This is a genomic window from Thermococcus profundus (assembly GCF_002214585.1).
Classification (GTDB): domain Archaea; phylum Methanobacteriota_B; class Thermococci; order Thermococcales; family Thermococcaceae; genus Thermococcus; species Thermococcus profundus.
In genome coordinates this window covers 1,832,206-1,859,001 of sequence record NZ_CP014862.1, presented here as the reverse complement: position 1 = coordinate 1,859,001, position 26,796 = coordinate 1,832,206, and the positions used below count along the sequence as shown (strand labels likewise).

Annotated in this window: 25 protein-coding genes and 4 tRNA genes; 23 read left to right on the top strand and 6 right to left on the bottom strand. The window is 51.0% G+C overall.

The features are described 5' to 3' along the window. Window positions 1-33: 33 nt before the first annotated feature. On the bottom strand, window positions 34-1,368 hold the full coding sequence (locus A3L09_RS09890; RefSeq protein WP_088858792.1) for an NCS2 family permease: 1,335 nt from the start codon (window positions 1,366-1,368) through the stop codon (window positions 34-36). 243 nt (window positions 1,369-1,611) lie between these two features. Here A3L09_RS09890 and A3L09_RS09885 point away from each other — a divergent pair, with 243 nt between their 5' ends. The 3 genes from A3L09_RS09885 to A3L09_RS09875 are packed head-to-tail and all read left to right on the top strand — an operon-like array spanning window position 1,612 to window position 3,339. Next, window positions 1,612-1,914, top strand: a complete 303-nt coding sequence (locus A3L09_RS09885; RefSeq protein ID WP_088858791.1) for a Gar1/Naf1 family protein — start codon at window positions 1,612-1,614, stop codon at window positions 1,912-1,914. A gap of 6 nt (window positions 1,915-1,920) precedes the next feature. Continuing rightward, window positions 1,921-2,832 carry a transcription initiation factor IIB gene (locus A3L09_RS09880; protein ID WP_088858790.1) on the top strand — a complete coding sequence of 304 codons (912 nt, stop codon included), beginning with the start codon at window positions 1,921-1,923 and terminating at the stop codon, window positions 2,830-2,832. Window positions 2,833-2,850: 18 nt separating this feature from the next. Next, window positions 2,851-3,339, top strand: coding sequence for a metallophosphoesterase (locus A3L09_RS09875; RefSeq protein ID WP_335755360.1), 489 nt, complete (start codon window positions 2,851-2,853; stop codon window positions 3,337-3,339). A gap of 46 nt (window positions 3,340-3,385) precedes the next feature. On the opposite strand, the gene hpkB is transcribed toward A3L09_RS09875, so the two are convergent. Continuing rightward, window positions 3,386-3,589: an archaeal histone HpkB gene (hpkB, locus tag A3L09_RS09870; RefSeq protein ID WP_088858788.1), complete on the bottom strand. Its 204-nt coding sequence runs from the start codon at window positions 3,587-3,589 to the stop codon at window positions 3,386-3,388. A gap of 202 nt (window positions 3,590-3,791) precedes the next feature. Further along, entirely contained in the window at window positions 3,792-3,974 is a 183-nt protein-coding gene (locus A3L09_RS09865) for a class III signal peptide-containing protein (protein WP_088858787.1), read from the bottom strand. Between the two features lie 110 nt (window positions 3,975-4,084). On the opposite strand from A3L09_RS09865, the gene A3L09_RS09860 reads away from it, so the two are divergent. Together A3L09_RS09860 and A3L09_RS09855 are read left to right on the top strand one after the other, a co-directional pair. Then, window positions 4,085-4,684, top strand: coding sequence for an RNA ligase partner protein (locus tag A3L09_RS09860; protein ID WP_088858786.1), 600 nt, complete (start codon window positions 4,085-4,087; stop codon window positions 4,682-4,684). 26 nt (window positions 4,685-4,710) lie between these two features. After that, window positions 4,711-4,787: transfer RNA gene (locus A3L09_RS09855), tRNA-Thr, on the top strand. Between the two features lie 102 nt (window positions 4,788-4,889). Here A3L09_RS09855 and A3L09_RS09850 read toward each other — a convergent pair. Continuing rightward, entirely contained in the window at window positions 4,890-6,335 is a 1,446-nt protein-coding gene (locus A3L09_RS09850) for a CGP-CTERM sorting domain-containing protein (RefSeq protein ID WP_088858785.1), read from the bottom strand. A 472-nt stretch (window positions 6,336-6,807) separates the two neighbouring features. On the opposite strand from A3L09_RS09850, the gene A3L09_RS09845 reads away from it, so the two are divergent. Next, a complete protein-coding gene (locus A3L09_RS09845) occupies window positions 6,808-9,477 on the top strand; it encodes a PEGA domain-containing protein (RefSeq protein WP_088858784.1) in 2,670 nt (889 codons plus the stop codon). Between the two features lie 74 nt (window positions 9,478-9,551). Here A3L09_RS09845 and A3L09_RS09840 read toward each other — a convergent pair whose 3' ends face one another. Then, window positions 9,552-13,628, bottom strand: a complete 4,077-nt coding sequence (locus tag A3L09_RS09840; protein WP_088858783.1) for a PEGA domain-containing protein — start codon at window positions 13,626-13,628, stop codon at window positions 9,552-9,554. 354 nt (window positions 13,629-13,982) lie between these two features. Between A3L09_RS09840 and A3L09_RS09835 the strand changes: the two genes are divergently transcribed. The 11 genes from A3L09_RS09835 to rpl12p all read left to right on the top strand — a co-directional run bounded on the left by A3L09_RS09835 (window position 13,983) and on the right by rpl12p (window position 22,680). Further along, window positions 13,983-14,060 (top strand) — tRNA-Pro (locus tag A3L09_RS09835). A 176-nt stretch (window positions 14,061-14,236) separates the two neighbouring features. After that, a complete protein-coding gene (locus tag A3L09_RS09830) occupies window positions 14,237-16,111 on the top strand; it encodes an ABC transporter substrate-binding protein (protein WP_088858782.1) in 1,875 nt (624 codons plus the stop codon). Window positions 16,112-16,186: 75 nt separating this feature from the next. Further along, window positions 16,187-17,101, top strand: a complete 915-nt coding sequence (locus A3L09_RS09825) for a phosphate signaling complex PhoU family protein (RefSeq protein WP_088858781.1) — start codon at window positions 16,187-16,189, stop codon at window positions 17,099-17,101. A 60-nt stretch (window positions 17,102-17,161) separates the two neighbouring features. After that, window positions 17,162-17,992: a D-aminoacyl-tRNA deacylase gene (locus A3L09_RS09820; protein WP_088858780.1), complete on the top strand. Its 831-nt coding sequence runs from the start codon at window positions 17,162-17,164 to the stop codon at window positions 17,990-17,992. A 128-nt stretch (window positions 17,993-18,120) separates the two neighbouring features. Then, window positions 18,121-19,242, top strand: a complete 1,122-nt coding sequence (ftsZ, locus tag A3L09_RS09815) for a cell division protein FtsZ (RefSeq protein WP_088858779.1) — start codon at window positions 18,121-18,123, stop codon at window positions 19,240-19,242. 66 nt (window positions 19,243-19,308) lie between these two features. Continuing rightward, entirely contained in the window at window positions 19,309-19,506 is a 198-nt protein-coding gene (locus A3L09_RS09810) for a protein translocase SEC61 complex subunit gamma (protein ID WP_088858778.1), read from the top strand. Between the two features lie 16 nt (window positions 19,507-19,522). Then, entirely contained in the window at window positions 19,523-19,981 is a 459-nt protein-coding gene (locus A3L09_RS09805; protein WP_088858777.1) for a transcription elongation factor Spt5, read from the top strand. Between the two features lie 28 nt (window positions 19,982-20,009). Next, the gene (locus A3L09_RS09800; RefSeq protein ID WP_088858776.1) at window positions 20,010-20,507 is read left to right on the top strand and encodes a 50S ribosomal protein L11; all 498 of its coding nucleotides are present in this window, start codon (window positions 20,010-20,012) and stop codon (window positions 20,505-20,507) included. Window positions 20,508-20,618: 111 nt separating this feature from the next. After that, window positions 20,619-21,269 (top strand): 50S ribosomal protein L1, encoded by a 651-nt coding sequence (locus tag A3L09_RS09795; protein WP_088858775.1) that lies wholly within the window; start codon window positions 20,619-20,621, stop codon window positions 21,267-21,269. Between the two features lie 5 nt (window positions 21,270-21,274). Then, window positions 21,275-22,294 (top strand): 50S ribosomal protein L10, encoded by a 1,020-nt coding sequence (locus A3L09_RS09790; protein WP_088858774.1) that lies wholly within the window; start codon window positions 21,275-21,277, stop codon window positions 22,292-22,294. 65 nt (window positions 22,295-22,359) lie between these two features. Next, window positions 22,360-22,680, top strand: coding sequence for a 50S ribosomal protein P1 (gene rpl12p / locus A3L09_RS09785; protein ID WP_088858773.1), 321 nt, complete (start codon window positions 22,360-22,362; stop codon window positions 22,678-22,680). A 162-nt stretch (window positions 22,681-22,842) separates the two neighbouring features. On the opposite strand, the gene dcd is transcribed toward rpl12p, so the two are convergent. Then, complete coding sequence (gene dcd, locus A3L09_RS09780) at window positions 22,843-23,319, bottom strand: dCTP deaminase (protein WP_232473633.1); 477 nt, start codon at window positions 23,317-23,319, stop codon at window positions 22,843-22,845. A 47-nt stretch (window positions 23,320-23,366) separates the two neighbouring features. On the opposite strand from dcd, the gene A3L09_RS09775 reads away from it, so the two are divergent. The 6 genes from A3L09_RS09775 (at window position 23,367) to A3L09_RS09750 (ending at window position 26,795) form a co-directional block, all read left to right on the top strand. Beyond that, window positions 23,367-23,442: transfer RNA gene (locus tag A3L09_RS09775), tRNA-Arg, on the top strand. 784 nt (window positions 23,443-24,226) lie between these two features. Next, window positions 24,227-24,302 (top strand) — tRNA-Gln (locus tag A3L09_RS09770). Between the two features lie 407 nt (window positions 24,303-24,709). Further along, complete coding sequence (locus tag A3L09_RS09765) at window positions 24,710-24,931, top strand: hypothetical protein (protein WP_088859055.1); 222 nt, start codon at window positions 24,710-24,712, stop codon at window positions 24,929-24,931. A 32-nt stretch (window positions 24,932-24,963) separates the two neighbouring features. Continuing rightward, window positions 24,964-25,431, top strand: a complete 468-nt coding sequence (locus A3L09_RS09760; protein ID WP_198362306.1) for a DUF7344 domain-containing protein — start codon at window positions 24,964-24,966, stop codon at window positions 25,429-25,431. A 219-nt stretch (window positions 25,432-25,650) separates the two neighbouring features. Next, window positions 25,651-26,244, top strand: a complete 594-nt coding sequence (locus A3L09_RS09755) for a DUF1102 domain-containing protein (protein ID WP_088858771.1) — start codon at window positions 25,651-25,653, stop codon at window positions 26,242-26,244. 14 nt (window positions 26,245-26,258) lie between these two features. After that, window positions 26,259-26,795, top strand: a complete 537-nt coding sequence (locus A3L09_RS09750; RefSeq protein WP_088858770.1) for a DUF1102 domain-containing protein — start codon at window positions 26,259-26,261, stop codon at window positions 26,793-26,795. Window position 26,796 lies beyond the last annotated feature (1 nt).

The window sequence follows — 26,796 nt, the reverse complement described above, 5'->3', positions numbered from 1 at the left end:
TTTAACCCCCTCAATTTGATCCCTGATTCTAAATCAAAACGCTCCTCCGAGGTAGGCAAAGTACGCCGCGAAGATCCCCGCCAGCACCCACATAAGCGGGTGCACCTCCATCCATTCTCCCTTGAATGCTTTTATCACAGTGTAGCTTATGAAGCCGAGGCCTATTCCAGCCGATATGGAATATGTGAAGGGTATTGACATCACGACAAGGAAAGCCGGGATCGCCTCGGCTGGGTCGCCGAAGTCCACTTCCCTTATCGTGCTCATCATGTAGTAGCCCACTATCACGAGCGCCGGGGCCGTTGCGAAGGCCGGAATCGACTGTGCCAATGGGGCTATGAAGAGTCCTATTGCGAGGAAGAGGAGCCCTACGACCAGGGCGGTCATTCCAGTCCTTCCTCCTTCCTCTATTCCGGCTGCGCTCTCGATGTAGGTGGTTACTGTGGATGTTCCTAGGAGTGCCCCGAGGGTGGTTCCTATAGCGTCGGTGAGGAGGACCTTTTCTGCATCGGGAACCTTCCCTTCCTTGGTTAGGTAGCCGGCCTTGGCGCTCAGCCCGGTCACCGTGCCCAGGGTGTCGAAGAAGTCGACCATGAAGAAGGCGAATATTACCCCGAGGGCCCCGACGTTGAGGAGCCCTTTGAGGTCGAGCTTGAGGAAGGTGTAGCTTATGTCAGGGGTGGAGAATAGGTGGTGGGGCCATGGGGCCGCCCCGGTTATCCAGCCCAGGATGGATGTCGTCAGGATGGATATAAGCAGTGCACCCTTTACGCGGTACGATATGAGTATGGCCGTGAAGAGCAGTCCGAAGAGGAAGAGAAGTCCGGGTTTGCTGACCATTGCGGAGTAGTTGAGCTCCGTGAACTGGAGAACACCGTTTGTGGTAGTGGCTTTTATAAAGCCGACATCGTTGAGACCGATGAACGTCAAGAAGAGGCCTATTCCAGCTCCGACAGCGTACTTCTGGCTTATTGGAATTGCGTGTATAACGGCGCTCCTCACCTTTGTAACGCTGAGGACTATGAAGATGAGCCCCTCGACGAACACCGCCGCGAGCGCCACCTGCCAGCTGTAGCCCATTCCGATGACGACGCTGTAGGTGAAGTAACCGTTGAGACCCATTCCCGGCGCGAGGGCGAAGGGTTTCTTGGCGTAGAGGCCCATTATTATTGTTGTTATGCCTGCGGAGAGGGCCGTCACGGCAACGAGCGAGTTGAATGCATTTTGACCCATGGCATCGCTGAGTATCAGAGGGTTCACGAAGAGGATGTAGGCCATCGTCATGAAGGTCGTGATTCCTGCCAGGATTTCAGTTCTCATATTCGTCCCGTATTTCTCGAACTCGAAGTAGTTTTCAAACCAGCTCATCGTGACACCTCCGGTATTGACTGATTCCTGGTGAAATATGTGATTTTTAAATCTTTTTTTGACACAAATTAGTTTAACAACGGTTGATCTCTGAGAGAATGGCTTCTTTTCCTTTCGGGGAAATGCACTACAAAATTTAACATATAGAGTGCTTCTCCATAAAAGCCTTTCGGAAATGACCGAAAAGCTTATAAACGGTATGGGCGAAAACTTTAAAAGGATATGTCCTTTTGGGGTGGGGCTATGAAGAAGCTTGGGAAAGTTTCTCACTATGCAAAGCAGGGGTTTCTCATACTGAGAACCCAGTGGGTACCCAACCTTAACGATCGTGTTGTTGACAAGGATCTCAACTTTGTGGGCGTTGTTAAGGATGTTTTTGGTCCGGTTAAGGCTCCCTATGTTGCCGTGAAGCCCCGGGTCAGAAGCCCGGAGAGCTACGTTGGTGCCCCTCTATACGTTGATACAAGAAAGAAGAAAGCGAAGAGTGGAACGCGTTCCCGCAGGGGAAAACGCGGCAGGCGCCCCGCCCCCAAGAAGAGGGGGTGAGAACCTTTGGCTGATAAGAGGGTTTGTCCCGTTTGTGGTTCAACCGAGTTTTTCTATGACCGAACGAGGGGAGAACTCGTCTGTAGGGTCTGCGGCTATGTTCTTGAGGAGAATATTGTCGACGATGGGCCTGAGTGGCGTGCGTTCGATCCCGACCAGCGCGCAAGACGCGCCAGAACCGGCGCGCCGATGACACTTATGATACACGACAAGGGTCTCTCCACCGATATCGACTGGCGCGATAGGGACATACACGGGAACCAGATAACCGGCATGTACCGGAACAAGCTGAGAAGGCTCCGCATGTGGCAGAGGAGGATGCGCATAAACGATGCCGCTGAGCGTAACCTCGCCTTCGCTTTAAGCGAGCTCGACAGGATGGCGGCACAGATGCGCCTTCCGAGGAGGGTGAAGGAGGCCGCGGCAGCACTCTACAGGAAGGCGGTTATGAAGAAGCTCATAAGGGGGCGGTCGATAGAGGGTATGGTTTCTGCGGCACTCTACGCCGCCTGCAGGATGGAGGGCATACCGAGAACGCTCGATGAGATAGCGAGGGTCTCCAAAGTGACGAAGAAGGAGATAGGCAGGAGCTATCGCTTCATGGCCAGGGGTCTTGGCCTCAACCTCCGTCCAACAAGTCCCATAGACTACGTTGACCGCTTTGGCGATGCCCTTGCGGTGAGCTCTAAAACTAAAAAGCGGGCCAAGGAAATCCTTCAGGAGGCCATAAGAAGGGGGATAACCAGCGGAAAGGGCCCCACTGGTCTTGCGGCGGCGGCGCTCTACGTGGCGTCTCTCCTCGAGGGGGAGAAGAAGACCCAAAGAGAAGTCGCGGAGGTGGCCCACGTCACTGAGGTCACCGTTAGGAACCGGTACAAGGAGCTCGTCGAGAAGCTCAACATAAAGGTTCCGCTCTGAGGAGGTTTCGTTTTGAGGGTGGTTCTCCTGAGCGATACCCACGTGGGAGATAAAGCCAGGGTCCTTCCACCACTTCTTTTGGAACGGATTTCAGCGGAAAAGCCGGATTTAATACTCCATGCAGGAGACGTTACGGATCCTGCCGTTCTTGAGGAGCTTGAAAAAATGGCGCCAACCCTGGCGGTGAGGGGGAACGTGGACAAGCTTACCCTTCCGGAGGAGAAGGTCGTTGAAGTCGAAGGAATTAGGGTGCTCCTCCTTCACGGGCATCAGTTCTTCACTCTCAACGCTCATTTCCTTGCCCTGAAAGCCCTTGAGGCAGGTGCAGACGTCCTCGTCTTTGGACACACTCACAGGTTCTACAGCGACATCGTTTCCCTTCACGGGAGAAGAGTATGGCTTGTTAACCCGGGATCCCCGACTTTTCCGAGGTACGATGATCCATCTTTTGCGGTTCTAGGTGTGAGCGGAGAAGGGATTGATGTCAAAAGGATCGTCCTTTATTGAATTTTTAAATTTTTAATTTAAGTCAAGAGAAAGGAAAGAAGAGACATCAGCTCCTTATAGCGAGCTTGATGTCCTCGGCCTTGACTGTCTTCCTGCCCGCGTGGTGAGCGAGCTCAACGGCCTTCTTGGCTATCTCGATGGCCTTCTCCTCAAGGTGCTCGGCGAGAACCTTGGCGGCCTCCTCGCTAACGCGCGGGGCACCGGCCTTCCTTATAAGCCTGTCAACCGGGGCAATCGGCAACTCAGCCATTTCTTACACCTCCATCCATTGGTTTGAATTGTCACTGCACTTTATTTTAAGCATGCGGAGATATATAAAGTTTTCGGAAACGGCCCCTTTCCCATCCTTAAATTCGGGATATCCTATCCCCAGTGTTGGAATTGCCGAAATTGGGTCTTGTCCATTGGCTATGTTTGGGAAAAGCTTCTGGCATATCCTATGGATTGAAACGCTAACCCTCCCCAGCGTTGCTTACCCCTTCGTTCAGGTACTCGGATATGGTCTTGGCTGTATCGTTTATGGTTTTTCCTGCCTGCTCAGCGGCCTGTCTTATGAATCGTATCACAATTAGTACCATTGTAAGAGCGACCGCTATCATCAGGAGATATTCTATAGCCGCCTGTCCCCTTCTCATTCCCTCACCTCCGTAACATCTTGGACATTCCCATACTTAAGATTTTGGAATGTTTCGTGAAACCTGCCAACCGTTTTAAACCTTGGAACTGTAGTATTAACGTGATGGCGATGAGGTTCGTCCTTGACACCAGCATTTTCGTCAATCCGGAGATACGCTCTTCCTTCGGGGACACACCCACAGAGGCCCTTAAGTCGTTTCTGACCTACGCTGCGAAGCTTTTCGGTAAGGTTGAGTTCTACATGCCCCCCGGAATCTACAGGGAAATCATGAACTTCGTTGAGGAGGATGAGGTTTCCCCTGAGTTCGAGCTGTACGTTGTGAGAAAGCCCCCCGACGTTCATGACATTAAAATCCCTGCTTTTGTGGTCTACGAGCTGATAGATGACGTGCGCAGGAGGATAGACAAGGGGCTCCGCGTGGCCGAGAAGGCAGTGAGGGAGAGCGTGATTGAGACTGACAACGTGGATAAGATTATCCAAAAGCTCAGGAGAAACTACAGAAAGGCCCTCAGGGAGGGCATCGTCGACAGCAAGGAGGACTTTGAGCTCATTCTGCTTGCCAAGGAGCTTGATGCCACCATCGTTTCGGCTGACGTGGGTATACTGACGTGGGCCCAGAAGATGGGTATAAAGTGGATCGACGCGGCCAAGTTCAAGGACGTCCTTGAGGGCTTGGTCGAGAAGTTCAAGCAAGAGAAAAATTTATAAATGGTCGTCTTCATCGTATCATCGACGCCCCGGTGGCTCAGCCTGGTGGAGCGGCCGCTTGGTAAGCGGCAGGTCGCGGGTTCAAACCCCGCCCGGGGCTCCACAAGAAACTTTTCTGGAAATTCATGAATCCCGAGCGCACGTTAAGATCAATTTTGGAGCTTCTGAAAGGCTTGCTCATTCAAAATAAAAAATTGATAATGAATCAGCGTTTTTTCATCAGTAAAGCCAGCATCGCTACCCCAACAAACGCCCCTGGCCCACATATCTTGTCCTCCCTCTGGTTCTTTTCTGGTGAGCTTGTAACGTTCATGGTCTCTGACCAGAGAAGTTTGCTCTCCGGGGTGACGCTTTTGGAATATGCGTATGTCCTGTCAACGACCGCCTTCACGTCTTTTATGGTGACCTCGGGTGTTTTCACTTTGGCCTTTGAGACCGTTGAGGTGAAGTTGGCTTCCCTACAGAAGCTACAATCTCTGAGTTCCCCCGTTGGGGGAAGGCGGAGAGCCAGTCCATCGTAACCTCCGGCTCCAAAGCTTTTCGTGTACCCGACCGCCACTATACCCATGTTGCCTGCGATGAGCCGGGCCTCTTCCCTCATGCTGCCTCCAAGAGCTTTCTGCCATTTCACGTTTCCATCCCTGTCCAGTCTGAGGATCCAGATATCTGCGTCTGAACGGTCACCTATGGATCCGTAGGTTCCCCCTACGAGGATGTCGCCGTTTTCTACTGGAACAATGGAATATGCGCTATCGTCATGGATGTCCCCGTAAGTCTTCTGCCATTTGATCTTTCCGTTTTTGTCCAGGCGGAGCACCCAGAAGTCGTATCCCCCCGCGCCGAAGTTCAGGGTAATCCCTGCAACTAAAATTTCCCCGTCTGGTGTCGTGGAAACTGCCGTGGCAGAATCCGTACGGTTTCCCCCGTAGGTCTTCTGCCATCTCACGTTCCCGTTGCCATCGAGCCTGACCACCCACACTGAGGCGCCGCCTCCGTCCGCGCCTGTGGCTCTGTAGTCTCCGACTATAATTATATCTCCATTATCAGCCACCGTAACATCGTTGAACTGATCATCGTACTCGCTCCCGAAGGTCTTCTGCCACTTCACGTTCCCGTTGCCGTCCAGTCTCATAACCCACGCGTCCCACTTTTTTGCATCAAAACTGGACGTCTTTCCCACCGCTATTATGTCCCCGTTGGGTGCTAGAGTGATACGGAGTATCCAGTCGTCGCCCCTTCCTCCGTAAGTTCTCTGCCACTTTATATTTCCCTGCTCGTCCAGCCTGAGGATACTTCCGTCTACGCCCCTCAAACCGGAGGTTCCGACGCCTCCAGCCACTATTATATCTCTTCCATCTGTTGCGACTGAATAAGTCCTGGAATCCTCATATCCAACATATTTATTTGCCCATTTGACGCTTCCGTTCTTGTCTAGCCTCATTACCCAGATGTCGTAATAGTCAATTTTTGAAGGCCGTGTACTCCCCACCAGAATTATGTCCCCGTTTTCAAGTATCTTTGAATCTACAAGGTAGTCCGTTCCCTGCCACCCAAAGGTCTTTGCCCAGTAGTGCTCCATCACGGCCCCAACAGTGGGGTAAGTGGCCAAAGCCAGGACGAGAACAAGCCCCAGGATACCGGCTCTCCTCATGGCGCTACCTCCTAACTTTTTGGAGTCCACTATTTATTATTTGAAGTTCTTGTTGGATTCCTAAAGTTATAGTACATAGGTTGTTATAAGGATTTTGTAATTTTAAAAATGGCCGGTTATGAATGCATTAATTATAGTGCATCTTTGTGCGGCTCATGGAGAGCAAAATGGTTGCTATGATCCTGAATTATGGTCATGGTGGTATCCAGTTCATAGGTGGCCTTCGAAAGTTGTTAGTCTCGAATCGGCGATAGATCCCTTGAATAGGAATCTATAAAAGGAATGAAGTGGTGATAGTTACAGATTGAGCTAGTAGGGCGTTTAGGGTGAGAGCAGGCCTCTTATTGATCCAGCGGAATTTGCTTTTGGCAATGGTCACCCTAACGTTTCTTAGGAAGGGGCAGATGGAAAAAAGCGGAGAGGAGCTGAAAAAGCTTCTTCGTGGATTTTGCTGTGTGAAGGGGGAGAGAAAATGCGCAAGAAAGTTATTATCTTGATATTGGCTACGTTTTTGATGGGTTCTCTTGTATCATCCCAAACAGAAGTTGCCGCTGAAAGCACCCACCACTGGGTGAAGAGCTACGGGGGAAGCAATCAAGATGGAGCTCGCGCGGTTGCTTTGGCTGACAATGGGGATATTGTTCTTGCTGGTTGGACTTACAGCTTTGGTATAAGCAACGTTGATGCTTGGGTTCTTAGGCTTGATGAAGATGGAAATATAAAGTGGCAGAAAACTTACGGAGGGAATGAAAGAGATGAGGCTTATATGGTTGCTATAGCCCCTAATGGGGACATTGTCATAATAGGGCACACTATAAGCTTTGGCGCTGGTGATGTTGATGTTTGGGTTCTCAGGCTTGACGAGAAGGGTAATGTTAAGTGGCAAAAAACTTATGGGGGAAACGAAAGAGATGGTGCTTACGCGGTTGCTATCGCTGACAATGGTGACATTATTGTTGCTGGATACACTTACAGCTTTAGCACGGGCAAAGTCGATTCTTGGGTTCTTAGGCTCGATGGGAGTGGTAACATAAAATGGCAGAGGGCTTATAACGAAAGAGAAAGCTGTGTTGCTAATGCAATTGTTGTTGCATTAAACGGAGATATTATTGTTGCAGGTTCCTACAAGGGTGATATCTGGGTTTTAAGGCTTGACGAAAATGGTAATGTAAAATGGGAAAAGACTTTAGGTGGAGACGGCTGGGAGAGAGCTTATGCAGTTGCTTTAGCTCCCAACGAAGACATTATCGTTGCAGGCTACACTGAAAGTTTTAGCGCTGGTTACTCAGATGTTTGGGTTCTTAGGCTTGATGAGGACGGAAATATAAAGTGGCAAAAATCCTATGGAGCTTGGGGTGGCGAAGAGGCTCGTGCGGTTGCCTTAGCTGACAATGGGGATATCGTGATCGCGGGTGGAACTGGAAGCTTCGAGGCCAGTAGTATGGATGTTTGGGTTCTCGATCTTGATGAGATGGGCAATATAAAATGGCAAAAAAACTATGGGGGATGGGACTGGGAGGAGGCTTATGGGGTTTCTTTAGCCCCGAATGGGGACATTATTACATCTGGCTCTACTCATAGCTACGGTAGCAACCATGATGTCTGGGTTCTCCGGTTGCCTCTCAGTGGGGAGTTGCCCGGTTGTGACTTTTGCAGGGATACAAACGCTGAACCCCGGACAACCACTGCCCAAATAACGACACCGACGCCTAACGTTGAAACAACAGACGCACAAATTACAGACTCAAACGCGCAAATCGTCGATTCAAACGCGCAAGTCCAGGTACAATACTGGGACGAGAGTTATCTTCAGGTTACATCTTTTCCCCAGGGAGCTGAAGTTTACGTTAATGAAACCTATCAAGGAGTAACTCCATTGAATCTCACGTTGACACCGGGAACTTATCAGATAATGCTCTCTGAGGAAAAGTATGAGAACTACACAAGAACAGTAACTCTTGCCCCATTGAAGACAGCGACAATAATAGCTCAGCTAACACCAAAACCTGCAACTCTTTCAATAACCTCTGACCTATCAGGGGCTAAGGTTCATATTAATGGAACTTATATTGGAACAACACCTCTAAACCTGACCATTTACCCTGGGACTTATCATATAAAGCTCTCTAAGCAAGGTTACGCTGACTACATTAAAATAGTGACAATCAAGCCCCTTCAAACTGCAGTGATAAAGGCAGAACTAAGAGCCAAACCAGTGACATTTGCAATTAATTCTGACCCATCTGAAGCTAAAGTTTACGTTAACGGGACTCACAGGGGAACAACCCCGTTATCTCTGTCTCTCAACCCTGGGACTTATCGGATAGACCTCTCCAAAGAAGGCTACTGGAGCTACTCAACCACGATCACCATTACACCTGGAAGTGCACCAACCATTAATGTGACCCTGACACCCAAACCGGCCACGTTGACAATACTCTCAGAACCCTCGGGAACCTCGGTGTATATTGATGGTTCTTACAAAGGGGCAACCCCACTAACACTGAACTTGACTCACGGAATCCACGAGTTGAGGCTTGAAAAAGACGGGTACAAGGGAGTTCAGGAGGCACTAACTCTAAACCCGGGGGAATCAAGGAGCCTTGACCTCAAGCTCGAGCCGCTTCCCGTAACTCTCTCAATAACAGCCACTCCAGAGATGGCAGTAGTATACGTTAACAATGAATACCAGGGGGTAACTCCGTTGAAGTTGAGTTTGTTCCCGGGTACGTATGAAGTCAAGATTGCAAAGGACGAGTATGAGGCCCTGACTCAAACGGTGGCACTTAACCCCGGGGAGAGTACAACCCTCAACGTCACTCTTACTCCGCTCTTTGGCTTCTTGAGAGTTTATTGCAACGTGGAGGGGGCTGAAGTGTACGTTGATAACGTGAAGGTTGGGGAAACTCCTTTGGAAGGCTACAAACTGCCAGCCGGGGAGCACACGGTTAAGGTGAAGAAAGCTGGGCATCGGGATTTCATGCAGGCAGTAGCTATTAAGCCGGGCGAGACTCAAACGGTAAATGTGACTCTAGAATCGGTTCAAACGACTTCGAGTTCGGAAAGGAGAGGCGTCTGTGGCCCTGGAGTGCTCATACTCTTATCGCTTCCCCCGCTCCTTATGAGGAAGCTAAGAAAGTGAACCGTTTGTTTTTCTTTTTTTTCAATGACTCGGTTGGAAAAGCCCGACTGGTGGAATGAAAATAAGGAAGAAAATTACTTCTCCCTTTTTCTTAGCATTGAGGCCAGTATTGCCCCACCTAAGAAGAGTCCTGGGCCGCAGATGGAGCCACTGGACTTAGTACCCGCTGATTCTGAGCTAGAGCTGGTCATGGGCACGCTACTTGTCTCAGATGGGGCTGTTTGAGGAGTAGTAGTGGTTCGTCCAGTAGCAGTTGAAGTGTGGGCTGGAGTTTTAGTAGTTCTAGTGGTTGTAGAGCTCGGTTTGGATGTTGTGGTTGTTGTGGATATTGATTTCAGCCTGGGGGTCAAAGAGAGTGTTTTTCCGGCGGTTATCGTAATGTTCGCAGAGTATTCTTCATAACCCTCCTTGACGATTTTTAACTCGTGTTCACCCTTCGAGATCTTGTAGCCCGTAATCGGAGTCGTGCCAATGGGAGAACCATCCACGTAAACTTTCGCCCCTTCAGGCGAAGGTATTGACAGGTAACCGAAAAGAGGGGATAGCTTTGGAGAGATTGTCTTATTTTCTCCTGGGTTAAGGGTTATTGTGATGATATAATCTTCATAGTCTTCCGTGGAGAGTTCAACCCTGTAAGTTCCGGGATTGAGGGTAATGTTTAAGGGTGTTGCGCCTTTGTAAGTTCCGTTAACGTAAACTTTAGCTCCAGATGGGTCAGAATTAATTGCAAATGTCACTGGTCTGGGCGTCAGAGTCACGTTGATGGCTGTCGTACTGCCCGCTTCAATGGTTACAGTGGTTAAGTAGTCATAATAGCCGTCTTTTCTGACGTTGATTGTGTGTTCCCCCGTCGGAAGCTTGTAGCCCGTTAAGGGGGTTTTGCCTACGTAGGAACCATTAACGTAAACTCCCGCGTTTGGTGGGGATGAAGTAATGGTAAGATAACCAAACAGGGGCTGGAGGTCAGTGTTAATAGTCCTATTCTTCCCCGGGCCAAGTGTTACTGTGATCGTGTACTCCCTGTAATCCTCTTTGGAGAGTTTTATCTGATAAGTCCCAGGGTCAAGAGTTAGAGTTAGCGGTGTTACCCCCAGGTAGGTTCCGTTAATGTAAACTTTAGCTCCAGGAGGGTTTGAAGTTATTGTTAGTGTTGCAGGGTTTGCACTCAGTTCCGCGTTTATTACCGTAGTCTGGCCGGGATTGATTGTTATTGTTTTAATGTAATCAGCATAACCCTGCTTAACGAGCTTTAACTCGTGTTGCCCTGTTGAGAGTTTATAATCCTCTAACGGTGTTGCTCCAACGAATGCCCCGTCAACATAAACATCGGCTCCGGGTGGGCTGGAGTAAACCGTTAGGTAGCCAAATGCCGGTGTTAAATTCACCGAGAGAGTCCTGTTCTCGCCCGGCTCAAGTGTTACTGTGGTCGTGTAGTCTTCGTAATCCTCTTTGGAGAGTTTTATCTGATAAGTTCCCGGATCCAGGGTTAGGGTTAACGGTGTTGCTCCTCCGTAAGCTCCATCAACGTAAACTTCGGCTCCGGATGGGTCAGAATTTATTGAAAGAGTTGCTGGATGCAGTTCTAAATTGAAATCCATACCAGCGGTTTTGCCCCAATCGGTATTCAGATAGGCGTCCAATTTGACAAACACAATAGATGCAGGGATGCTAGAGGATACGTTGGGGATGTATGATGAGAAATAGTCGTAGTACTCCTCGACGGTTTTTACTGGGATCTTGAACTCGATCGTGTTATTGTGGATAACCTCGTACTCGTTCATGCACCCCCAAGTGTAGTATGGCCCCCCATAATTGAATTCAGTCCCCCAGAAGGAGAACTCCGTAAACAATGGAAAGAACACCGTATCATCAAACGTGCCCCAGTCACCGTCAAAGTCCAGACGGAATACGATGGCATACCGTTCGATATCGTAAACGGGTTTTGAAAGCTCAATTTTTCCGTAGATGTAAGCGCCGTCCCTGTAGAGCCTCGCGTCCTCAACGTACTCCCGGGAACCCCACGTTACGCTAAGCCTTTTCGCTACCCCATGACTGTCCCACTCGTCCCCAACACCATCCACCGAGAACTTCCCCGCAACCTCGTCCTTATCGGGAGTTCCGTCTCTATCAGAGTCATGGGAGGTTGTGCTGAGCCCGAGGAACAACTCTGAAACGTCCCTGGCACCATCGTTGTCCAAATCTAAGGTGTATAACTCGTCGAGGGCTCGGATACTCTCGTTAAACTCTTCCTCCGCCTCGTTGAACTTATTGGTGTCGAGGAACGCTATTCCCTTCAGATAACTTGAATTTGCAGTTGAGAGGAGATTGTAGTACTCGGAGTCTTTTGGCACTACTTGGGCCAGCCTGTTGATCAGAGTGTCAATGTACACGCTTTTCCGGACGAGTCTGCTGTAGTCACCGGTAATCCACAGATTGAGCGACTCTATACTGGGCGGCCGTGGGCCGTATTTGGTGTAGAACTCGAAGAAATCAGAGGATCTGTCCTCCGTGTACTTGTTCAATATCTCAACGAACTTGGACTCAGTTAAAGGGTAATTGTTTGCTAGCTCCCTTATGAAGCTGAGATACCGTGGGCCCGTTACCAGGTAGTCCCCTTTTAGATAAGAGTGAGGCAGAATTGGCGTCAAGTCTGGGTTTCCATACTTTGCTTCCATTTCGAGGAGCGCATAATACAGGATATCTGGGGCCTCATTGTTTTTTCTCTGGAAGTCCAGTAGGTAGGAGAAATCGTCCCTGTATTTCTCGGCGTAGGCGTCCAGCGGAAGGCTAAAATCAACTATTGCATGGTTGTGATAGAATTCTAAAAAATCAACTCCCGTTGACTCTTTGATGGCCGTAATGAACTCGTCAACGTTTATGTCCTTGTAAGGAGTGCGGACTAGATACCGAAATACTGTATCCAGACTGCTCTGGTTGTTGGTTTGCTTCCTAATCTCCTCATCAAAATACCAGAGCAGTAGTGGGGTATACCCATAACTTAACGTAGGCTGGTAGAGGGGATCATTCCCACTACTAAGCCTCTCTTGAATCCCTCTTTTGTACATAAGGTACAACGCATAGTATTTTCCCAAAAATCGCTTATCGTGGGTATAATTGTATGCTAGTTTGAACCCATAATACACGGCAGGTCCCTCACAGAAAACCCATGTCACGCCATTGAGGGACTGTGATATTGTAATTACTGGGGGACACCACTCGTGAACAACATGATGGGCAATTTGATCCTGCCTAAATCCGTCATCTATCTGCCACCAACCTCCTCCATAGATCCAACCGCTGGCCGCTGGCGTAATTGTTATCTCTTCGGCGGGGACGTAATCAAGGAGTTGAGAGAGCACGTGAAAGTGGTGTGCAGTATCCCGCATTAACCTCTCCGCTTCTTTTCTCCTGTCCATATCGCTAAAGAGATACGGCATTTGAGCGGGTCTATTGGGGGCGTTTCTCGGGAGGTTGGGGCGTTTGAAGAGCACATAATTTGTTTTAACTCCATAAAATTCTCCGGTGTACTCAATCGAAACTTCTCCCATTTCAATGAAGGACCTCAGGATGTCATAAACCATGTTCACTCTGATCACGTTCGAACTGCTCACGTGGAAGGGAGCAAAAATCTCCCAGTTATCGGGTATATTGAACTCCACAGTGGCAGGTTTTCTTAAGTATTCATCTATGGGCTGGTAGCTCCTTTTGTCGTACGGGACGGCGAGTATCGCCTCCATGTTAATTATGGCCATTGTGGTACTGACTCCGCTATGTTTGATATCCCCTGGAACCCCGGCTATTCTCTCCAAGGTATACCCCTCGATTTTGTATTTCAAGTACACAGAATTTCCGTTTGGTTGTACCGTCCATCCATACTTCTCGCCCTCCAAAACATTACCGTCGGTCTCCAGCAATGTGACGGTTAAGGGCACTCCTTTCCTTTCAAAGTAGTCTGCCGCTCGAAGTGTGAAGGTTAGCTGTGGGTCATCAACACCTGAGAAGTACGCTTCGACTGTAATGACTTCACTGGTGTTGTCAATTGTAATAACGTAGCGTACGCCCTCTTCCGATGAAGCTACCCCTAAACGCGGGATATTGCTTCCAAATAGAATTGTAACAAGGAACAGCAGGATGAATATTCTCCGGCTCATGACTTACCCTCCAGGGAAACCAATTATTTTGTATTGGGATTTGAAAATATTAAGTTTTTTGAATCTGATAATACACACTCTTATCTTGAAGGACTTGCTAAAAAGCAAACGTGCGGATTTAATCAATGGGTAACTTCATTTAACAATGGGCCCAACCTGGGAAGTTTCTCTTCTTGTGTCTGTTGAACTATTTTGTTTAACCATAAGGTTTTTAAAGTTGGGTTGGTGATGGTCATATGCCGTTGGGCGTGATCACGCGGGAAATGCAGTAGGGGAGTATTGCACAGCGCTGAGCGCTGTGGAAGTCTTAAGCGCCCTCTCTTGGGCGATTTGAGCATTAGCTCTGCTTTGCATGGGGCCGTGGGGTAGCTTGGCCTATCCTTCCGGCTTCGGGAGCCGGGGACCCGAGTTCAAATCTCGGCGGCCCCACCAACCTGGTATTCTGTTTGTCCTACAGCTCTTCTGGGTTGCTTGGTTGTCCGGTATTAGGCACGTGGATACTCTGAACTCCGGTGGATTCCTTCTTCGGGTTTTATTGGATAGTTTATCCAAACGTTTATATACTGGTACACTGTTCTCCCAGTGGACAAATAATCCAGGTGGTGAAAATGAGGAGAGCGTCCATATTCCTGCTGGTTTTCCTTCTCCTGGGCGCGGTCTTTGCCGCCGGCTGTATCGGTGGGGGCGGCTCGGCCACTTCAAGCCCCACCCCGGCTAAAACCGCAACACCAAACTCCGAAACTACCACCACTACCTCTTCAAGCTCTACCACGACTGCAGTAACTACAACAACGACCACTGCCACAGAAAGGCCTTATTATCCGCTGAACGTTACCGACTATCTCAACCGGACAGTTGAAATCAAGAAAGAACCCCGGAGGGTCGTCACCCTAGCACCTTTCATAACTGGGGATCTCTACTATCTGGGTCTGTTTGACAGGGTCGTTGGCGTTACAGACTACGACGACTTCCCCCGGGCTGTGAACAACGTGACTCGGATAGGCGGCTACGGTAAGTACGCCAACCTTGAGATCATAGCGAGTCTCAAGCCGGACCTCATAATCGCGGACACCTACTCGCAGGCCATCCTTGATAAGCTTGAGGAGATCGCCCCAGTCGTTGTCCTCAGGGCCCATACCGTTGATGACATAAAGGGCAATCTTATCCTCCTCGGCAAGGTCTTCAATGCCCAGAATAAGGCGGAGGAAGCTGTCTCGACTTTCCAGTCCCAGCTGGATGAGATAAGCTCTGCCGTTGCCTCCGAACAGAGGGTTAAGGTTTTCTACGTGGTCTGGAACAACCCCCTGCAGACCGCTGGTGGGGACTCTTTCATAAGCACGCTCATACACCTTGCCGGGGGCGTTAACATCTTCAACGACACGAACGGCTGGCCGACCGTCAGCAGGGAACAGGTCCTTGTTAGGGATCCCCAGGTTATCATCCTCACGCCCCACTGCGGTATGGACGTAGAGGACGCCTACCACGAGTTCTCGGGAACGACAGCGGCTAGGGACGGCAGGATATACATGATAGAGAACGAGAACGACCTCATTCATCCGAGCCCCAGGCTGGTCAACGGCCTTGAGATACTGGCCAGACTTCTCCACCCCGATGCCTTTGCCGAGAAGTATCCTATGACCATTACGGACTTTGAAAACAGGACGGTCACTATAGAGAAGGAACCCCAGAGAATAGTCTCGCTGGCGCCAAGCATAACGGAGACGCTGTTCTACATAGGTGCTGGGGACAAGCTCGTCGGTGTTACCCAGTGGGCCGACTGGCCGGCTCCCGTGAAGAACATAACGAAGGTTGGTGGATACGGCAAGTACGCCAACCTTGAGATCATAGCGAGCCTCAAGCCGGACCTCATAATCGCGGACGATTACTCCCTCTCGATCCTGGACAAGCTTGAGGAAATCGCCCCCGTCGTTATCGTTGCACCTAAAAGCGTTGACGGGATATACAGGCAGATAGAACTTCTCGGGAAGATCACCAACAGGGAGGAGGGAGCCAGGCTCGTCATCGGGGACATGAAGGGTGAGATAGAGTACGTTTCATCGAAGGTTTCCAACCTCACCAAGCCCAAGGTCTTCTTCATCCTCAGCTACTACCAGGGCTACTGGACAGCGGGTAAGGGTACTTTCATGGACAGCGTCATAACCCTCGCCGGAGGAGTTAACGTCTTCAACGACACGAACGGCTGGGTGAAGGTGAGCGAAGAGCAGGTGATCGCCAGGGATCCGGATGTGATCGTCGTCCTCCCAACCGCTGGCATCAATGCCACCGAGCTCTGCAGTGGGCCCTTTGCATCCACGGAGGCCGTGAAATCAGGAAGGGTCTACACCGCCACCGATTCAAACGCCTACCAGAGGCCCAGCCCAAGGATAGTCGTTGCCATAAAGGAGATGGCCGAGTTCCTTCACCCCGAGGCTTTTGGAGTCAGCCCCAGCACGCAGGCATGCCAAGCTGTCTCTGCCCCTTGAGTCTTATTTTTTGATTTTATCCTTCTCCGAAATCTATTTAACTCGGCGGCTTTTCTATATAGTGGTGAGCTGGGTATGGAATTCCGCAAGATACAATTTACCGGCAGGAGCTCATACATAGTGTCTCTTCCGAAGAAGTGGGTTCTTGAGAACAACCTGCGGCAGGGTGATGTTGTTCCGCTGATCATCAATCCCGATGGGAGCATCACGATATTTCCAAAGGAGCCGAAGGACATCGGGGAGCAAAAGAAGCTTGAAATCTCGAAGGAGTACTCTCCCGACATGGCCGCCAGACTTGTTATCTCAGCCTACATCCAAGGATACGATGCGCTGGAGATAACTTTCTCAGACGAGATGCCTTTTTACAAGGTCAAGATACGAAAGATCCTCCAGGGTCTTCCTGGTGTGGAGATAATACTCGACGAGCCCCAGAGGATAATAGCGAAGAGCCTCCTGGACGAGAGGGAGGTAAACCTCTCGGAGATACTCATGAGAATACGCTCCATAGTGCTCTCGATGATCGGGGACCTTGAGCTCCTGGCCGAGAGCCCGGGAGAGGTGGAGGTGCTCAGAGACCTGAACGACCTCGAAAACGAGCTTGACAGGTTCTACTTCCTCACGATAAGAACGGTCAACAGGTTGCTCTCCCAGAGGGCAGTTTCCGAGGAGAGCGGCATCATAAAGAGGCACTTCGATCTCATCGGGATCCTCTTCATAGTCAGGAACATCGAGAGGATCGGGGATCATATAATCCGCATCTCCGAAAATCCGGAGCCCCTCGACTTTTCCAGGCTTAAGGAACTTTTCACATCAGTTTTAGACAGGATCTCGGACAGGGATCTGAAGATGATTGACAAACTGATGCTTGAGCTCAAGGATCTCATAAGGGCCACGGATTCAAAGGAATCGAGCGCTAAGGAGAGCTACCGCAGGATTATGGAGTACCTTGAGAACATAGGGGAGACCATAATCAACATGGCCCTCAGCTGAGTTTTCCTTTTTTCAATAAACGTTATAAGTTCTCTTCTTATCCCTGCTTTGGGATGGAAAATGAGGGTAATAATGACGACTAAGGTTGATCTTGCTTCGATGAACATTAAAGAGAAGCTCATCGAGCACTTCGGTTTTGAAGAACTGGGGGAGGCTTTTGACGGAAACCCCGTTTTTGGAAGGGGTGGTGACGTCATACTGACAACCAACGAGGAGATGATCTACTACGACAACCTTGACCTGGCCATCGAGGAGCAGCTTGGAACCCAGCCAAAGCTCATAATTTTCGCATCGAGGCACTCCAGCAAGGCCAAGATGCCGGCTCTTACCACCCACGTTACAGGAAACTGGGGGAAAGCCATGTACGGGGGAAAGGACGAGAGCCTTGCAGTTGCCCATCCATATGCCATGAAGCTAGCTTTGCTGAAGCTTAACGAGCTCAACGATTTGGGCTGGACGGTCTGCTACGAGGCGACCCACCACGGTCCGAGCGAGCTGGATGTTCCCAGTCTGTTTATCGAGATAGGATCGAGCGAGGAGGAGTGGGTAAACGACCGTGCCGGCGAGATACTGGCCGAGACCATAGTTTATATCCTCCGCGAGCTGGACAGGGGAAGTTCCGAGAGAAAATTTGTGCCGGCCCTCGGGATCGGCGGCGGCCACTACGCCCCGAAGCAGACCAAAAGGGCCATCGAAGGGGATCTTGCGTTCGGTCACATCCTCCCGAAGTACGCCCAGCCCGTTGATGAGGCCATGCTCTTGAAGGCTATAGAAAGGACCCACGGTGGAATCGAGGCTGTATACGTGGACTGGAAGGGCACGAGGGGAGAAACCCGGCAGATGGCAAGAGAACTGGCATCGAAGCTCGGCCTTGAGTTCATCAGGGATTGAAACGTGACGAAAGGTTTAAAGACTTCAAAATCAACATAACCCAGCATTGGAGGACTATGTAGCTAACTTTATATACTTTCCACCTGCAATTGGTTGCAGGTGTTAAATTGCACCCGGAGGGTCGGAAGATGTTGAAACTGATTGAGGATGCTATTGATAAAACGACGGCCGCCGCTGGATCAAAGGCAGTGCCCGATGTTTCAGTTCCCCAGAGCGATGTTGACGAGGAGCTTAAGAAGCTTCTTGAGCAGATTCAGGCCAAGATATACGTTGTTGGCGTTGGTGGGGCCGGATGTAACACCATAAACCGGATGATGCAGGTCGGCATCCAGGGGGCGAAGATAATAGCCGTTAACACCGATGCCCAGGATCTCCTGAAGATAAGGGCCCACAAAAAGATCCTCATAGGCAAGGAGCTCACAAGGGGCCTTGGCGCTGGAAACAACCCGAAGGTTGGTGAAGAGGCCGCCAAGGAGAGCGAGAGGGACATAAGGGAATCCCTCGAAGGTGCCGACATGATCTTCGTTACCTGCGGTCTCGGCGGTGGAACCGGTACTGGAGCCGCCCCGGTAATAGCGGAGATGGCCAAGAAGATGGGGGCCCTCACCGTTTCGGTGGTTACGCTTCCCTTCACCGTTGAGGGAATAAGGAGAATCAAGAACGCCGAATACGGTCTTGAGAGGCTAAGGAAGGCCAGCGACACGGTCATAGTCATCCCGAACGACAAGCTAATGGAGGTTGCCCCGAACCTGCCGATTCACATGGCCTTTAAGGTAGCCGACGAGATACTCGTCCAGGCAGTCAAGGGCATAACCGAACTCATTACCAAGCCGGGTCTCGTCAACCTCGACTTCAACGACGTAAGGGCGGTCATGAAGGACGGCGGCGTTGCAATGATTGGTATCGGCGAGAGCGACAGCGAGAAGAGAGCCTTGGAGGCCGCCCAGCAGGCTTTGAACAGCCCGCTCCTCGACGTTGACATAAGCGGCGCCAAGGGCGCTTTGATAAGCATCAGCGGAAGCGACGTCAAGCTCGAAGAGGCCCAGCAGATAATCGAGCTCGTCACGAGCAAGCTCGACCCCGAGGCCCAGGTCATCTGGGGTATCCAGCTCGATGAGGAGCTTGGAAAGATGATAAGGATTCTCCTCGTTGTTACTGGGGTCAGCTCTCCCTACGCGGTTGCTGAGGAGGAGACCCCGTCCTACGAGGAGGAGCGGAGAGTAGTTAGACTCGACCTTGAGGAGTTCTGATCCAACCGTTACCTTTTTATTTGCTTTTAATCTGGGCTTAACTAAGTGCAGAAAGGGGTGTTCATGATGGCCGAGAGCTTTAGTGATAAGATCAAGAACTTCCTCTCAGAATCCAGGAGGGTACTGCTGGTCACGAGGAAGCCGAGCTGGAAGGAGTATAAGATGGCAGCCAAGATCACCGGTATAGGAATGATTATCATCGGAACCATCGGCCTGCTGATAACCATGATCGGCTATCTGATTATGGGAAATTCTGGCCTCTGAAGTCCGGGTGATCTCCATGGACGGGAGCAAGATATTCACAGTGAGGGTCACGGTGGGGCAGGAGGAGACCACCGCAAAGCTGATCTACAGCAAAGTAAAGACCTACAATCTTCCTGTTTACGCCATACTGGCACCATCCAAGGTCAAGGGCTACATCTTCGTTGAGGCGCCCAACAAGAGCGCCGTGGACGAGGCCATAAAGGGCATAAGGCACGCCAAGGGTACTCTCCCCGGCGAGGTCAGATTCGAGGAGATAGAGCACTTCCTTGAAGAGAAGCCAGCGGTTAGCGGCTTCGAACCTGGAGACATCGTTGAGCTGATATCCGGCCCGTTCAAGGGCGAGAAGGCTAAGGTCGTCAGGGTGGACGAGTCGAAGGACGAGATCGTCGTTGAGCTCATAGGTGCGATAGTCCCGATCCCCGTCACAGTGAGGGGAGAATACGTTAGACTTATAAGCAAACACCAAAAGGAGTGAACGGTTTACAGGTTGAGAGGTGAGAAAGATGCCACAGGTCGTTGAAGTTCTCGTTGAGGGAGGAAAGGCTTCACCTGGACCACCGCTCGGTCCGGCCATCGGTCCGCTCGGACTTAACGTTAAACAGGTCGTCGATGAGATAAACAAGGCCACGAAGGACTTCGAGGGAATGCAGGTTCCGGTCAAGATCATCGTTACGGACCCCAAGAAGAAGACCTTTGAGATCGAAGTCGGTGTCCCGCCGGTCAGCCAGCTCATCAAGAAAGAGATCGGCGCTCCCAAAGGCTCAAGCGAGCCCGGCCACAGCCCAGTCGGGGACCTCAGCATGGACGCCGTTATCAGGATCGCCAAGGCCAAGATCGACCAGATGCTTGCACCGAACATCAAGGCCGCCGCCAAGGAGGTCATTGGAACCGCCCTCAGCATGGGCGTTACCGTTGAGGGCAAGGATCCCAGGGAAGTCCAGAGGGAGATCGACGAAGGGGTTTATGACGAGGTCTTTGCCAAGGCTGAGGAGGCCGAGTGAGGCCTCTTTTTCCGCATTTAATCGTCGGGGAAAAGTTTAAAAATACCTCCCTTTACGCATCTTTGATTCTTCGTAGTTGCTAAAATCAAAAAAGAAAAGGAGGGCTGTAAAGTGGCCTTCGATAGACAGAAAATCGTGGAAGCGGTGAAGGAGGCGAAGGCCCGGGCTAAGCCGCGCAACTTCACACAGACCGTCGAGCTGGCAGTCAACCTCAAGGACATAGACCTGAAGAAACCCGAGAACAGGTTCAAGCTTGAGGTTGTGCTGCCCCACGGTCGTGGGAAGGAACCGAAGATCGCGGTCATCGCTGATGGTGCCGTTGCCGAGGCGGCTAAGAAGCTCGGGCTTGATGTGATTAGTGGAGAGCAGCTCGAAGAGCTTGCTAAAAGTCCAAGGGAAGCCAGGAAGATAGCCAAGAAGTACGACTTCTTCATTGCCGCGGCTCCGCTGATGCCGAAGATCGGTAGGTACCTCGGTAGGTACCTCGGTCCGAGGAACAAGATGCCGCAGGTCGTTCCGCCGACAATGACCAACCTCGAGCCGATCGTAGAGAAGCTCAAGAGAACCGTCAGGATACAGCTGAAGAACAACCCCGTTGTCCATGCCAGGGTGGGAACCGAGAACATGGACGACGAGAAGCTCGCTGAAAACGCCGAGGCAGTACTGAACGCCATTATCAACAAGCTTGAGCGCGGCGAGAACCAGGTGAGGTCAGTGTACGTCAAGACGACAATGGGCCCGGCCGTTAAGGTTGAGAGGTGAGGAAGATGGCCCACGTAGCTGAGTGGAAGAAGAAGGAAGTGGAAGAGCTCACCAACGTTCTCAAGAGCTACCCAGTGATAGCCCTCGTCGACGTGGCCGGCGTCCCAGCGTACCCACTCTCGAAGATGCGTGACAAGCTCCGTGGAAAGGCACTCCTCCGTGTGAGCAGGAACACCCTCATAGAGCTCGCCATAAAGAGGGCCGCCCAGGAGCTCGGAAAGCCGGAGCTTGAGAAGCTCATCGACCACATAGAGGGCGGTGCGGCAATACTCGCCACCGAGATGAATCCATTCAAGCTCTACAAGCTCCTTGAGGAGAGCAAAACTCCGGCCCCGGCCAAGCCCGGTGTGCCGGTTCCGCACGATGTCGTCATCCCAGCCGGACCTACCTCACTCGCTCCGGGCCCGCTCGTCGGTGAGATGCAGGCCCTCGGAATCCCCGCTAGGATCGAGAAGGGTAAGGTCAGCATCCAGAAGGACTACACCGTCCTCAAGGCCGGTGAGGTCATAACCGACCAGCTCGCGAGGATCCTCAACGCGCTCGGCATCGAGCCGCTCGAGGTCGGTCTCAATCTGCTCGCGGCCTACGAGGACGGGCTCGTCTACACTCCGGAAGTCCTTGCAATCGACGAGAGCGAGTACATCAACATGCTCCAGCAGGCTTACATGCACGCGTTCAACCTGTCAGTTAACACGGCCTACCCGACCAGCCAGACCATCGAGGCGATCATCCAGAAGGCGTTCCTCGGAGCGAAGAACGTCGCTGTCGAGGCTGGCTACATCACCAAGGAGACCGTCGAGGACGTCTTTGGCAGGGCCCTTCGTGCAGTCCTGCTCATAGCCCAGAACCTTCCGGAGGAGCTGCTTGACGAGAAGACCAAAGAGCTTTTAAACGCTCAGGCGCAGATGGTTGTAGCCTCCCAGCCGTCCCAGGAGGAGAAGGTGGAAGAGGCTGAGGAGGAAGAGGAAGAAGAGGAGGCGTCCGAAGAGGAGGCCCTTGCAGGACTGGGTGCTCTCTTCGGCTGATCTCGTTTCAACTTTCCCCTATCTGTGTGAAACAAAAAAGATGAAGATGATTGGAGGTGTGAAAAATGGAGTACGTGTATGCCGCTCTGCTGCTCCACGCCGCTGGTAAGGAGATAAACGAGGAGAACCTCAAGAAGGTCCTTGAGGCCGCCGGTGTTAGCGCCGACGATGCCAGGATAAAGGCCCTCGTTGCCGCTCTCGAGGGCGTCAACATCGACGAGGTCATCGAGAAGGCCGCCATGCCGGTTGCCGCTCCGGTTGCCGTTGCCGCCGCTCCGGTCGCTGAGGGCGGCGCCGCTGAGGCCGCTCAGGAGGAAGAGGAGGAAGAGGAAGAGGAGGCCAGCGAGGAGGAGGCCCTCGCCGGTCTCGGCGCCCTCTTCGGCTGAACTCCTCTTCCCTTTATTTTCACCAACTTTTCTTTTGGGTTCATTCGTTCGGTTGTCCGTCTTCTTGTGTGGTTTATGATCCAGACAAATGTACCAAAATTTACCTTCCCTGTTAAAACGGTGGTCATGAAAAGAGAAAGAGGATTCTCATTCGAACGTTTTTCACTGAGATTTCTTCTTTCTCTTAGAGAGCGCTATCCTCGTGCTCCCCTGGTAGTTTCCGCGGTACGGATTTCTCGCGGGCCCCTCAAGTCTTATGAAGGCTATTTGAACAAACCTCTCCCCGTATTCAAGCTCAGCTGGTTTATTCGAGGCGTTGAACACCATCAACGTTAGGTTTCCGTCCCACCCGGGATCAACCCAGGCAAAGGAGCCGAGGAGACCTTCCCTAGCTAGACTGCTCCTTATCTTCATGTCTCCCATCACATCGTCGGGGAGCTTAACCCTTTCTAGGGTTAGGATAAGGGCATGAGTCTTCGGGGGAATTACAATGCCTCCCTCCCTCTCCACGTCTATCAGTTCGCCGTTGATGTACGCTTCCTTTCCAACCCTGAGATCATAGCCAGCAGGCTGGAGGGACTTTTCGTTGAACGGTTCTATTAGAATCTCCTTCTCGATCTTCCAGTCGGGTAGCATCATTAAGACCACCGCAAGGTTTATTTTTGGCCAGCTTAAAACGGTTTTGAGGGCCCGTGGCCTAGGGGACATGGCGCCGGCCTTCGGAGCCGGTAGTCGCGGGTTCGAATCCCGCCGGGCCCGCCATTCAGCCCTTGCTTGCGCAAGCGCTGGCGGAAGAAAATGTGCTCTTTTGGAAATACGAGTTCTCAAGGGGTTTACTCACCAATTTTTGTTTTTGAGCGTTTGCTCCTCACAAGGCGTCCTTCGGACGCCAGAACAAAAAGCAAACCTCTTGAAAGGCTACTTTTAAATGTTAAACCCTCTTAGTTTAGAGATATGAAAAATGCACGCTTGATGTTTTGGGCATTCTTGTGAGAAGGGCATTTTTGATTAAACTTTATCCCGCAAACTTTATTCGCCTGCGCGACGTTGAAGCTCTGCTTCAACGCACGGGACGGTAGTCCCTTTGAGTTTGATCAAGGTTTGTGGTTCTTTCTAAAATTGCCCTTCTACAATGATTTTCGTAATACACAGGCTAAAAAGGCATGAATTCCAAAATTCGGCCTACTAAAAAGAGTTTATCTCTCCTTGACGCCCTTCGGGCGTCGATTATAAAACAAACTCGTAGAGAACAAGCTCGCTAAAACTGGAATTCCCAATGAGAGATGAGGCTTCTAAAGAAAATCCCTGTTAAAATCAGCTCTTTAACAAAGAACCACGAACTTTGATGAAACTTTGCAAGCAAAGTTTCCTGTACTCTCAAACCCCTGGAGTGGGGCTACGCCCCTGCACCCCCAAAATGGATGCTCCTTAAGTGATGATTGATCGTCCTCTCCCTTTTTAGCCCTATGTTTTTTTTTGAGCCATACTTTTATTGGGGAAGGAGAGTAAAATTTATAAATCCTGCAAAACAGCTATCAACGGGCACAGCCCCGTGGTGTAGCGGCCAAGCATGCGGGACTCTGGATCCCGCGACCGGGGTTCGAATCCCCGCGGGGCTACCATTCAACTGGGCTCCAGACGAACTTCGAACCCCATATTCTACTTTTCATCATAACTGCTCTTTTGGTAATGGCTTGGTTATTCAAGCCCTCTTTGGGTAATATCCTATGCCTTGTTGATTTGTGGAGTTTGCTGGGGGATTTGTGCGATGTGGAAATCAGATTTAAACCCTTCAGCTCGGTTTTTTGAGGATGGTTTAAAGGGCCCCATTGGCCGGTTTTAAGTTGGATTTTTCTTTAAATAATCCTTTGAGAGATTTGTTTTTCGCTACAGAAGGCTGGAGAATCGAACTTTTCAGGAACCCTTTTAAGGAGTGTGGCCAAGTAGAGTTAGGTAAGATTCGCGTAACTTGTTTGGTGTTTTTGCCGGTTTTAATCAGCAGTTAATGGTCATAATGGAGTGTGAGAAAATGAACGGAACCGTAAATCTAGAGTGTGAGATAAAAGCCCTCCTCCGGAAAAGGGGGCCGCTGAGCGTTGCTTTTATCACAAGGTTTCTGAACGAAATGGGTGTTGACTGCAACCGGCAGAAGGTTGAGAGGATTCTCCGGAACATGGTTCTTAGGGGTATCGTCGAGGCCTTTTACAACGGGGGCAGGTACAACCGCAGAAAGCATTATCGGTTGAGGTGAGCCTGTTGATCAACAATAACGCCTCTTCCAATATGATCCTTGGAAACGAAAGGAGGATGCTCCTGATTGAGTTCCTCCAGATGCGGAACGGAAAAGCGGAGCTCAGGGACATAGTTGACTACATCGCGGAGAGGGAGGGCAACACCGACAGAAAGCACAGGAAGAGCGTTTACGTCAGTCTCATGCAGACCCACATCCCCAAATTGGAAAGGGAGGGCATCCTTACCTTCGAACGCGGCGTCATAACCCTGCTTCGGGTTCCGGACAACGTCACCCTCTATATGGAAGTAGTTCAGAGGAACGACATAAGCTGGAGCGCCTTCTACGCTGGCATCTCATTCATCTTTGCCGTAACCGCCCTCTGGTTTGGGAATCTCCTCCTTCTCATAGCCTCGCTGACGTATCTTCTGATCGCAGGGATCCAGCATAAGAGAACTTACCGCATAGTACAGCCTCAGGACGGGAAAAAGCCGGAAAAACTTCGGGATAATGGCCGGTAATGGCAAGTTACTCCTCAGTAACTCCCAACTTCATATATATCCCGGGGAACTATGAGAGTGTGGAGCGACCGTAATGGTTGCCCGCCAAGGGGCACTGCGATGGTTGCAGAGGATTGCATCCTGAGTGTTTGTGGAAAGGCAGCGGATCTTTCTAAAGATCCTGCACTCACGAATGGTTTGAGCCTGTTTCCACAGTGCCTCCAAAAGGAGGCGAAAAAATTGAGAAAGAATCTTGCTTTAGGCATTTTTGGCCTGTTGGTGGCATTTGGCCTTGTTTTAGGGGCTGGAGCTAACTTCAGGGACTACAACGCGGACAGGAGTGTGCATTGGAAGATCGTGACCGATGACAACGAGCTCATCGATCTGACCCCGGTGCAGCCCTACGCGTACATAAACAGTGGCGGCGTCCTGGTTGTGGATATCAGCCCGAACAACCCGAACTACCCCGGCTACGGAATGGGTCTAAGCCCGAACTCGGAGTACAACTTTGACGAAGTGTTCAACGTGAGCAACGACCTCTGGGAAGATGGGATGGCCATAGTCGTCAGGATAACCAGCGACAACACCGCGATCCAGTTCTACGGCGCAGATGAGAATATACATGACAGTGCAACCGGCCAGACAGTTTACGCCAGCGACATGGCAAAGAACGACGTCTGCTTCGTTGTGAACAACGGGGACGCAGTTAGTGTTGGCATGGACTTCACCGTTGGCAACGACGCACCTGGAACCGTTCAGGACACTCCGATACACATTGAAGCCTACAGGCTAGGCACAGAGCCGGCTGATCTAAGCGGCAAGTGCGGTCAGTGAAGGAGGAATGAAAGATGAACAAACTATTTGGACTGGCATTGTTAATGGTTGGAATGCTCCTAGCGGTTGGGGCGGGTGCCAACTTCCGGTACTACTCCGCTGACAGGAGCGCCTCCTTCAACGTCGTCGCCGACGACAACGAGCTGATTGACCTTACCGCCCTTCAGCCCTACGTGACCTACGACGCTGGAAAGCTCTACGTTGACATTAGTGACCTTAACCCAAACCACCCAGACTGGGGCGGGAACGGTATGAGCCCGAACACAACCTACGTCTTTGAGGAGATGTTCCACGTAAGCAACGAGCTGTGGGAGAACAACGGGACCGACTACCCGATCTGTGTTGACATAAAGAGCAACCACGACAACGTCCTGCTCTTTGCAGGTAACTACACGAACCCGATAGCCGGACCCTCACAGAACCTCGAGTTCACCGTCTACCACAACAACCCGGTACCGGTTGGCATGATCTTCGACAACACCAATGCAACCCTCGGACTCGACCAGTTCCAGCTCAGCTTTGAGGCCGTTGCCGGAGCCTGCACTCAGTGAT

Excerpts from the sequence above, each read along its gene's own strand:
- A3L09_RS09890 (WP_088858792.1), bottom strand. The coding sequence starts at position 1,368 with ATGAGCTGGTTTGAAAACTACTTCGAGTTCGAGAAATACGGGACGAAT.
- A3L09_RS09885 (WP_088858791.1), top strand. The coding sequence starts at position 1,612 with ATGAAGAAGCTTGGGAAAGTTTCTCACTATGCAAAGCAGGGGTTTCTC.
- hpkB (WP_088858788.1), bottom strand. The coding sequence starts at position 3,589 with ATGGCTGAGTTGCCGATTGCCCCGGTTGACAGGCTTATAAGGAAGGCC.
- A3L09_RS09865 (WP_088858787.1), bottom strand. The coding sequence starts at position 3,974 with ATGAGAAGGGGACAGGCGGCTATAGAATATCTCCTGATGATAGCGGTC.
- A3L09_RS09860 (WP_088858786.1), top strand. The coding sequence starts at position 4,085 with ATGAGGTTCGTCCTTGACACCAGCATTTTCGTCAATCCGGAGATACGC.
- A3L09_RS09850 (WP_088858785.1), bottom strand. The coding sequence starts at position 6,335 with ATGAGGAGAGCCGGTATCCTGGGGCTTGTTCTCGTCCTGGCTTTGGCC.
- A3L09_RS09845 (WP_088858784.1), top strand. The coding sequence starts at position 6,808 with ATGCGCAAGAAAGTTATTATCTTGATATTGGCTACGTTTTTGATGGGT.
- A3L09_RS09840 (WP_088858783.1), bottom strand. The coding sequence starts at position 13,628 with ATGAGCCGGAGAATATTCATCCTGCTGTTCCTTGTTACAATTCTATTT.
- A3L09_RS09830 (WP_088858782.1), top strand. The coding sequence starts at position 14,237 with ATGAGGAGAGCGTCCATATTCCTGCTGGTTTTCCTTCTCCTGGGCGCG.
- A3L09_RS09825 (WP_088858781.1), top strand. The coding sequence starts at position 16,187 with ATGGAATTCCGCAAGATACAATTTACCGGCAGGAGCTCATACATAGTG.
- A3L09_RS09820 (WP_088858780.1), top strand. The coding sequence starts at position 17,162 with ATGAGGGTAATAATGACGACTAAGGTTGATCTTGCTTCGATGAACATT.
- ftsZ (WP_088858779.1), top strand. The coding sequence starts at position 18,121 with ATGTTGAAACTGATTGAGGATGCTATTGATAAAACGACGGCCGCCGCT.
- A3L09_RS09810 (WP_088858778.1), top strand. The coding sequence starts at position 19,309 with ATGGCCGAGAGCTTTAGTGATAAGATCAAGAACTTCCTCTCAGAATCC.
- A3L09_RS09805 (WP_088858777.1), top strand. The coding sequence starts at position 19,523 with ATGGACGGGAGCAAGATATTCACAGTGAGGGTCACGGTGGGGCAGGAG.
- A3L09_RS09800 (WP_088858776.1), top strand. The coding sequence starts at position 20,010 with ATGCCACAGGTCGTTGAAGTTCTCGTTGAGGGAGGAAAGGCTTCACCT.
- A3L09_RS09790 (WP_088858774.1), top strand. The coding sequence starts at position 21,275 with ATGGCCCACGTAGCTGAGTGGAAGAAGAAGGAAGTGGAAGAGCTCACC.
- rpl12p (WP_088858773.1), top strand. The coding sequence starts at position 22,360 with ATGGAGTACGTGTATGCCGCTCTGCTGCTCCACGCCGCTGGTAAGGAG.
- dcd (WP_232473633.1), bottom strand. The coding sequence starts at position 23,319 with ATGATGCTACCCGACTGGAAGATCGAGAAGGAGATTCTAATAGAACCG.
- A3L09_RS09765 (WP_088859055.1), top strand. The coding sequence starts at position 24,710 with ATGAACGGAACCGTAAATCTAGAGTGTGAGATAAAAGCCCTCCTCCGG.
- A3L09_RS09760 (WP_198362306.1), top strand. The coding sequence starts at position 24,964 with ATGATCCTTGGAAACGAAAGGAGGATGCTCCTGATTGAGTTCCTCCAG.
- A3L09_RS09750 (WP_088858770.1), top strand. The coding sequence starts at position 26,259 with ATGAACAAACTATTTGGACTGGCATTGTTAATGGTTGGAATGCTCCTA.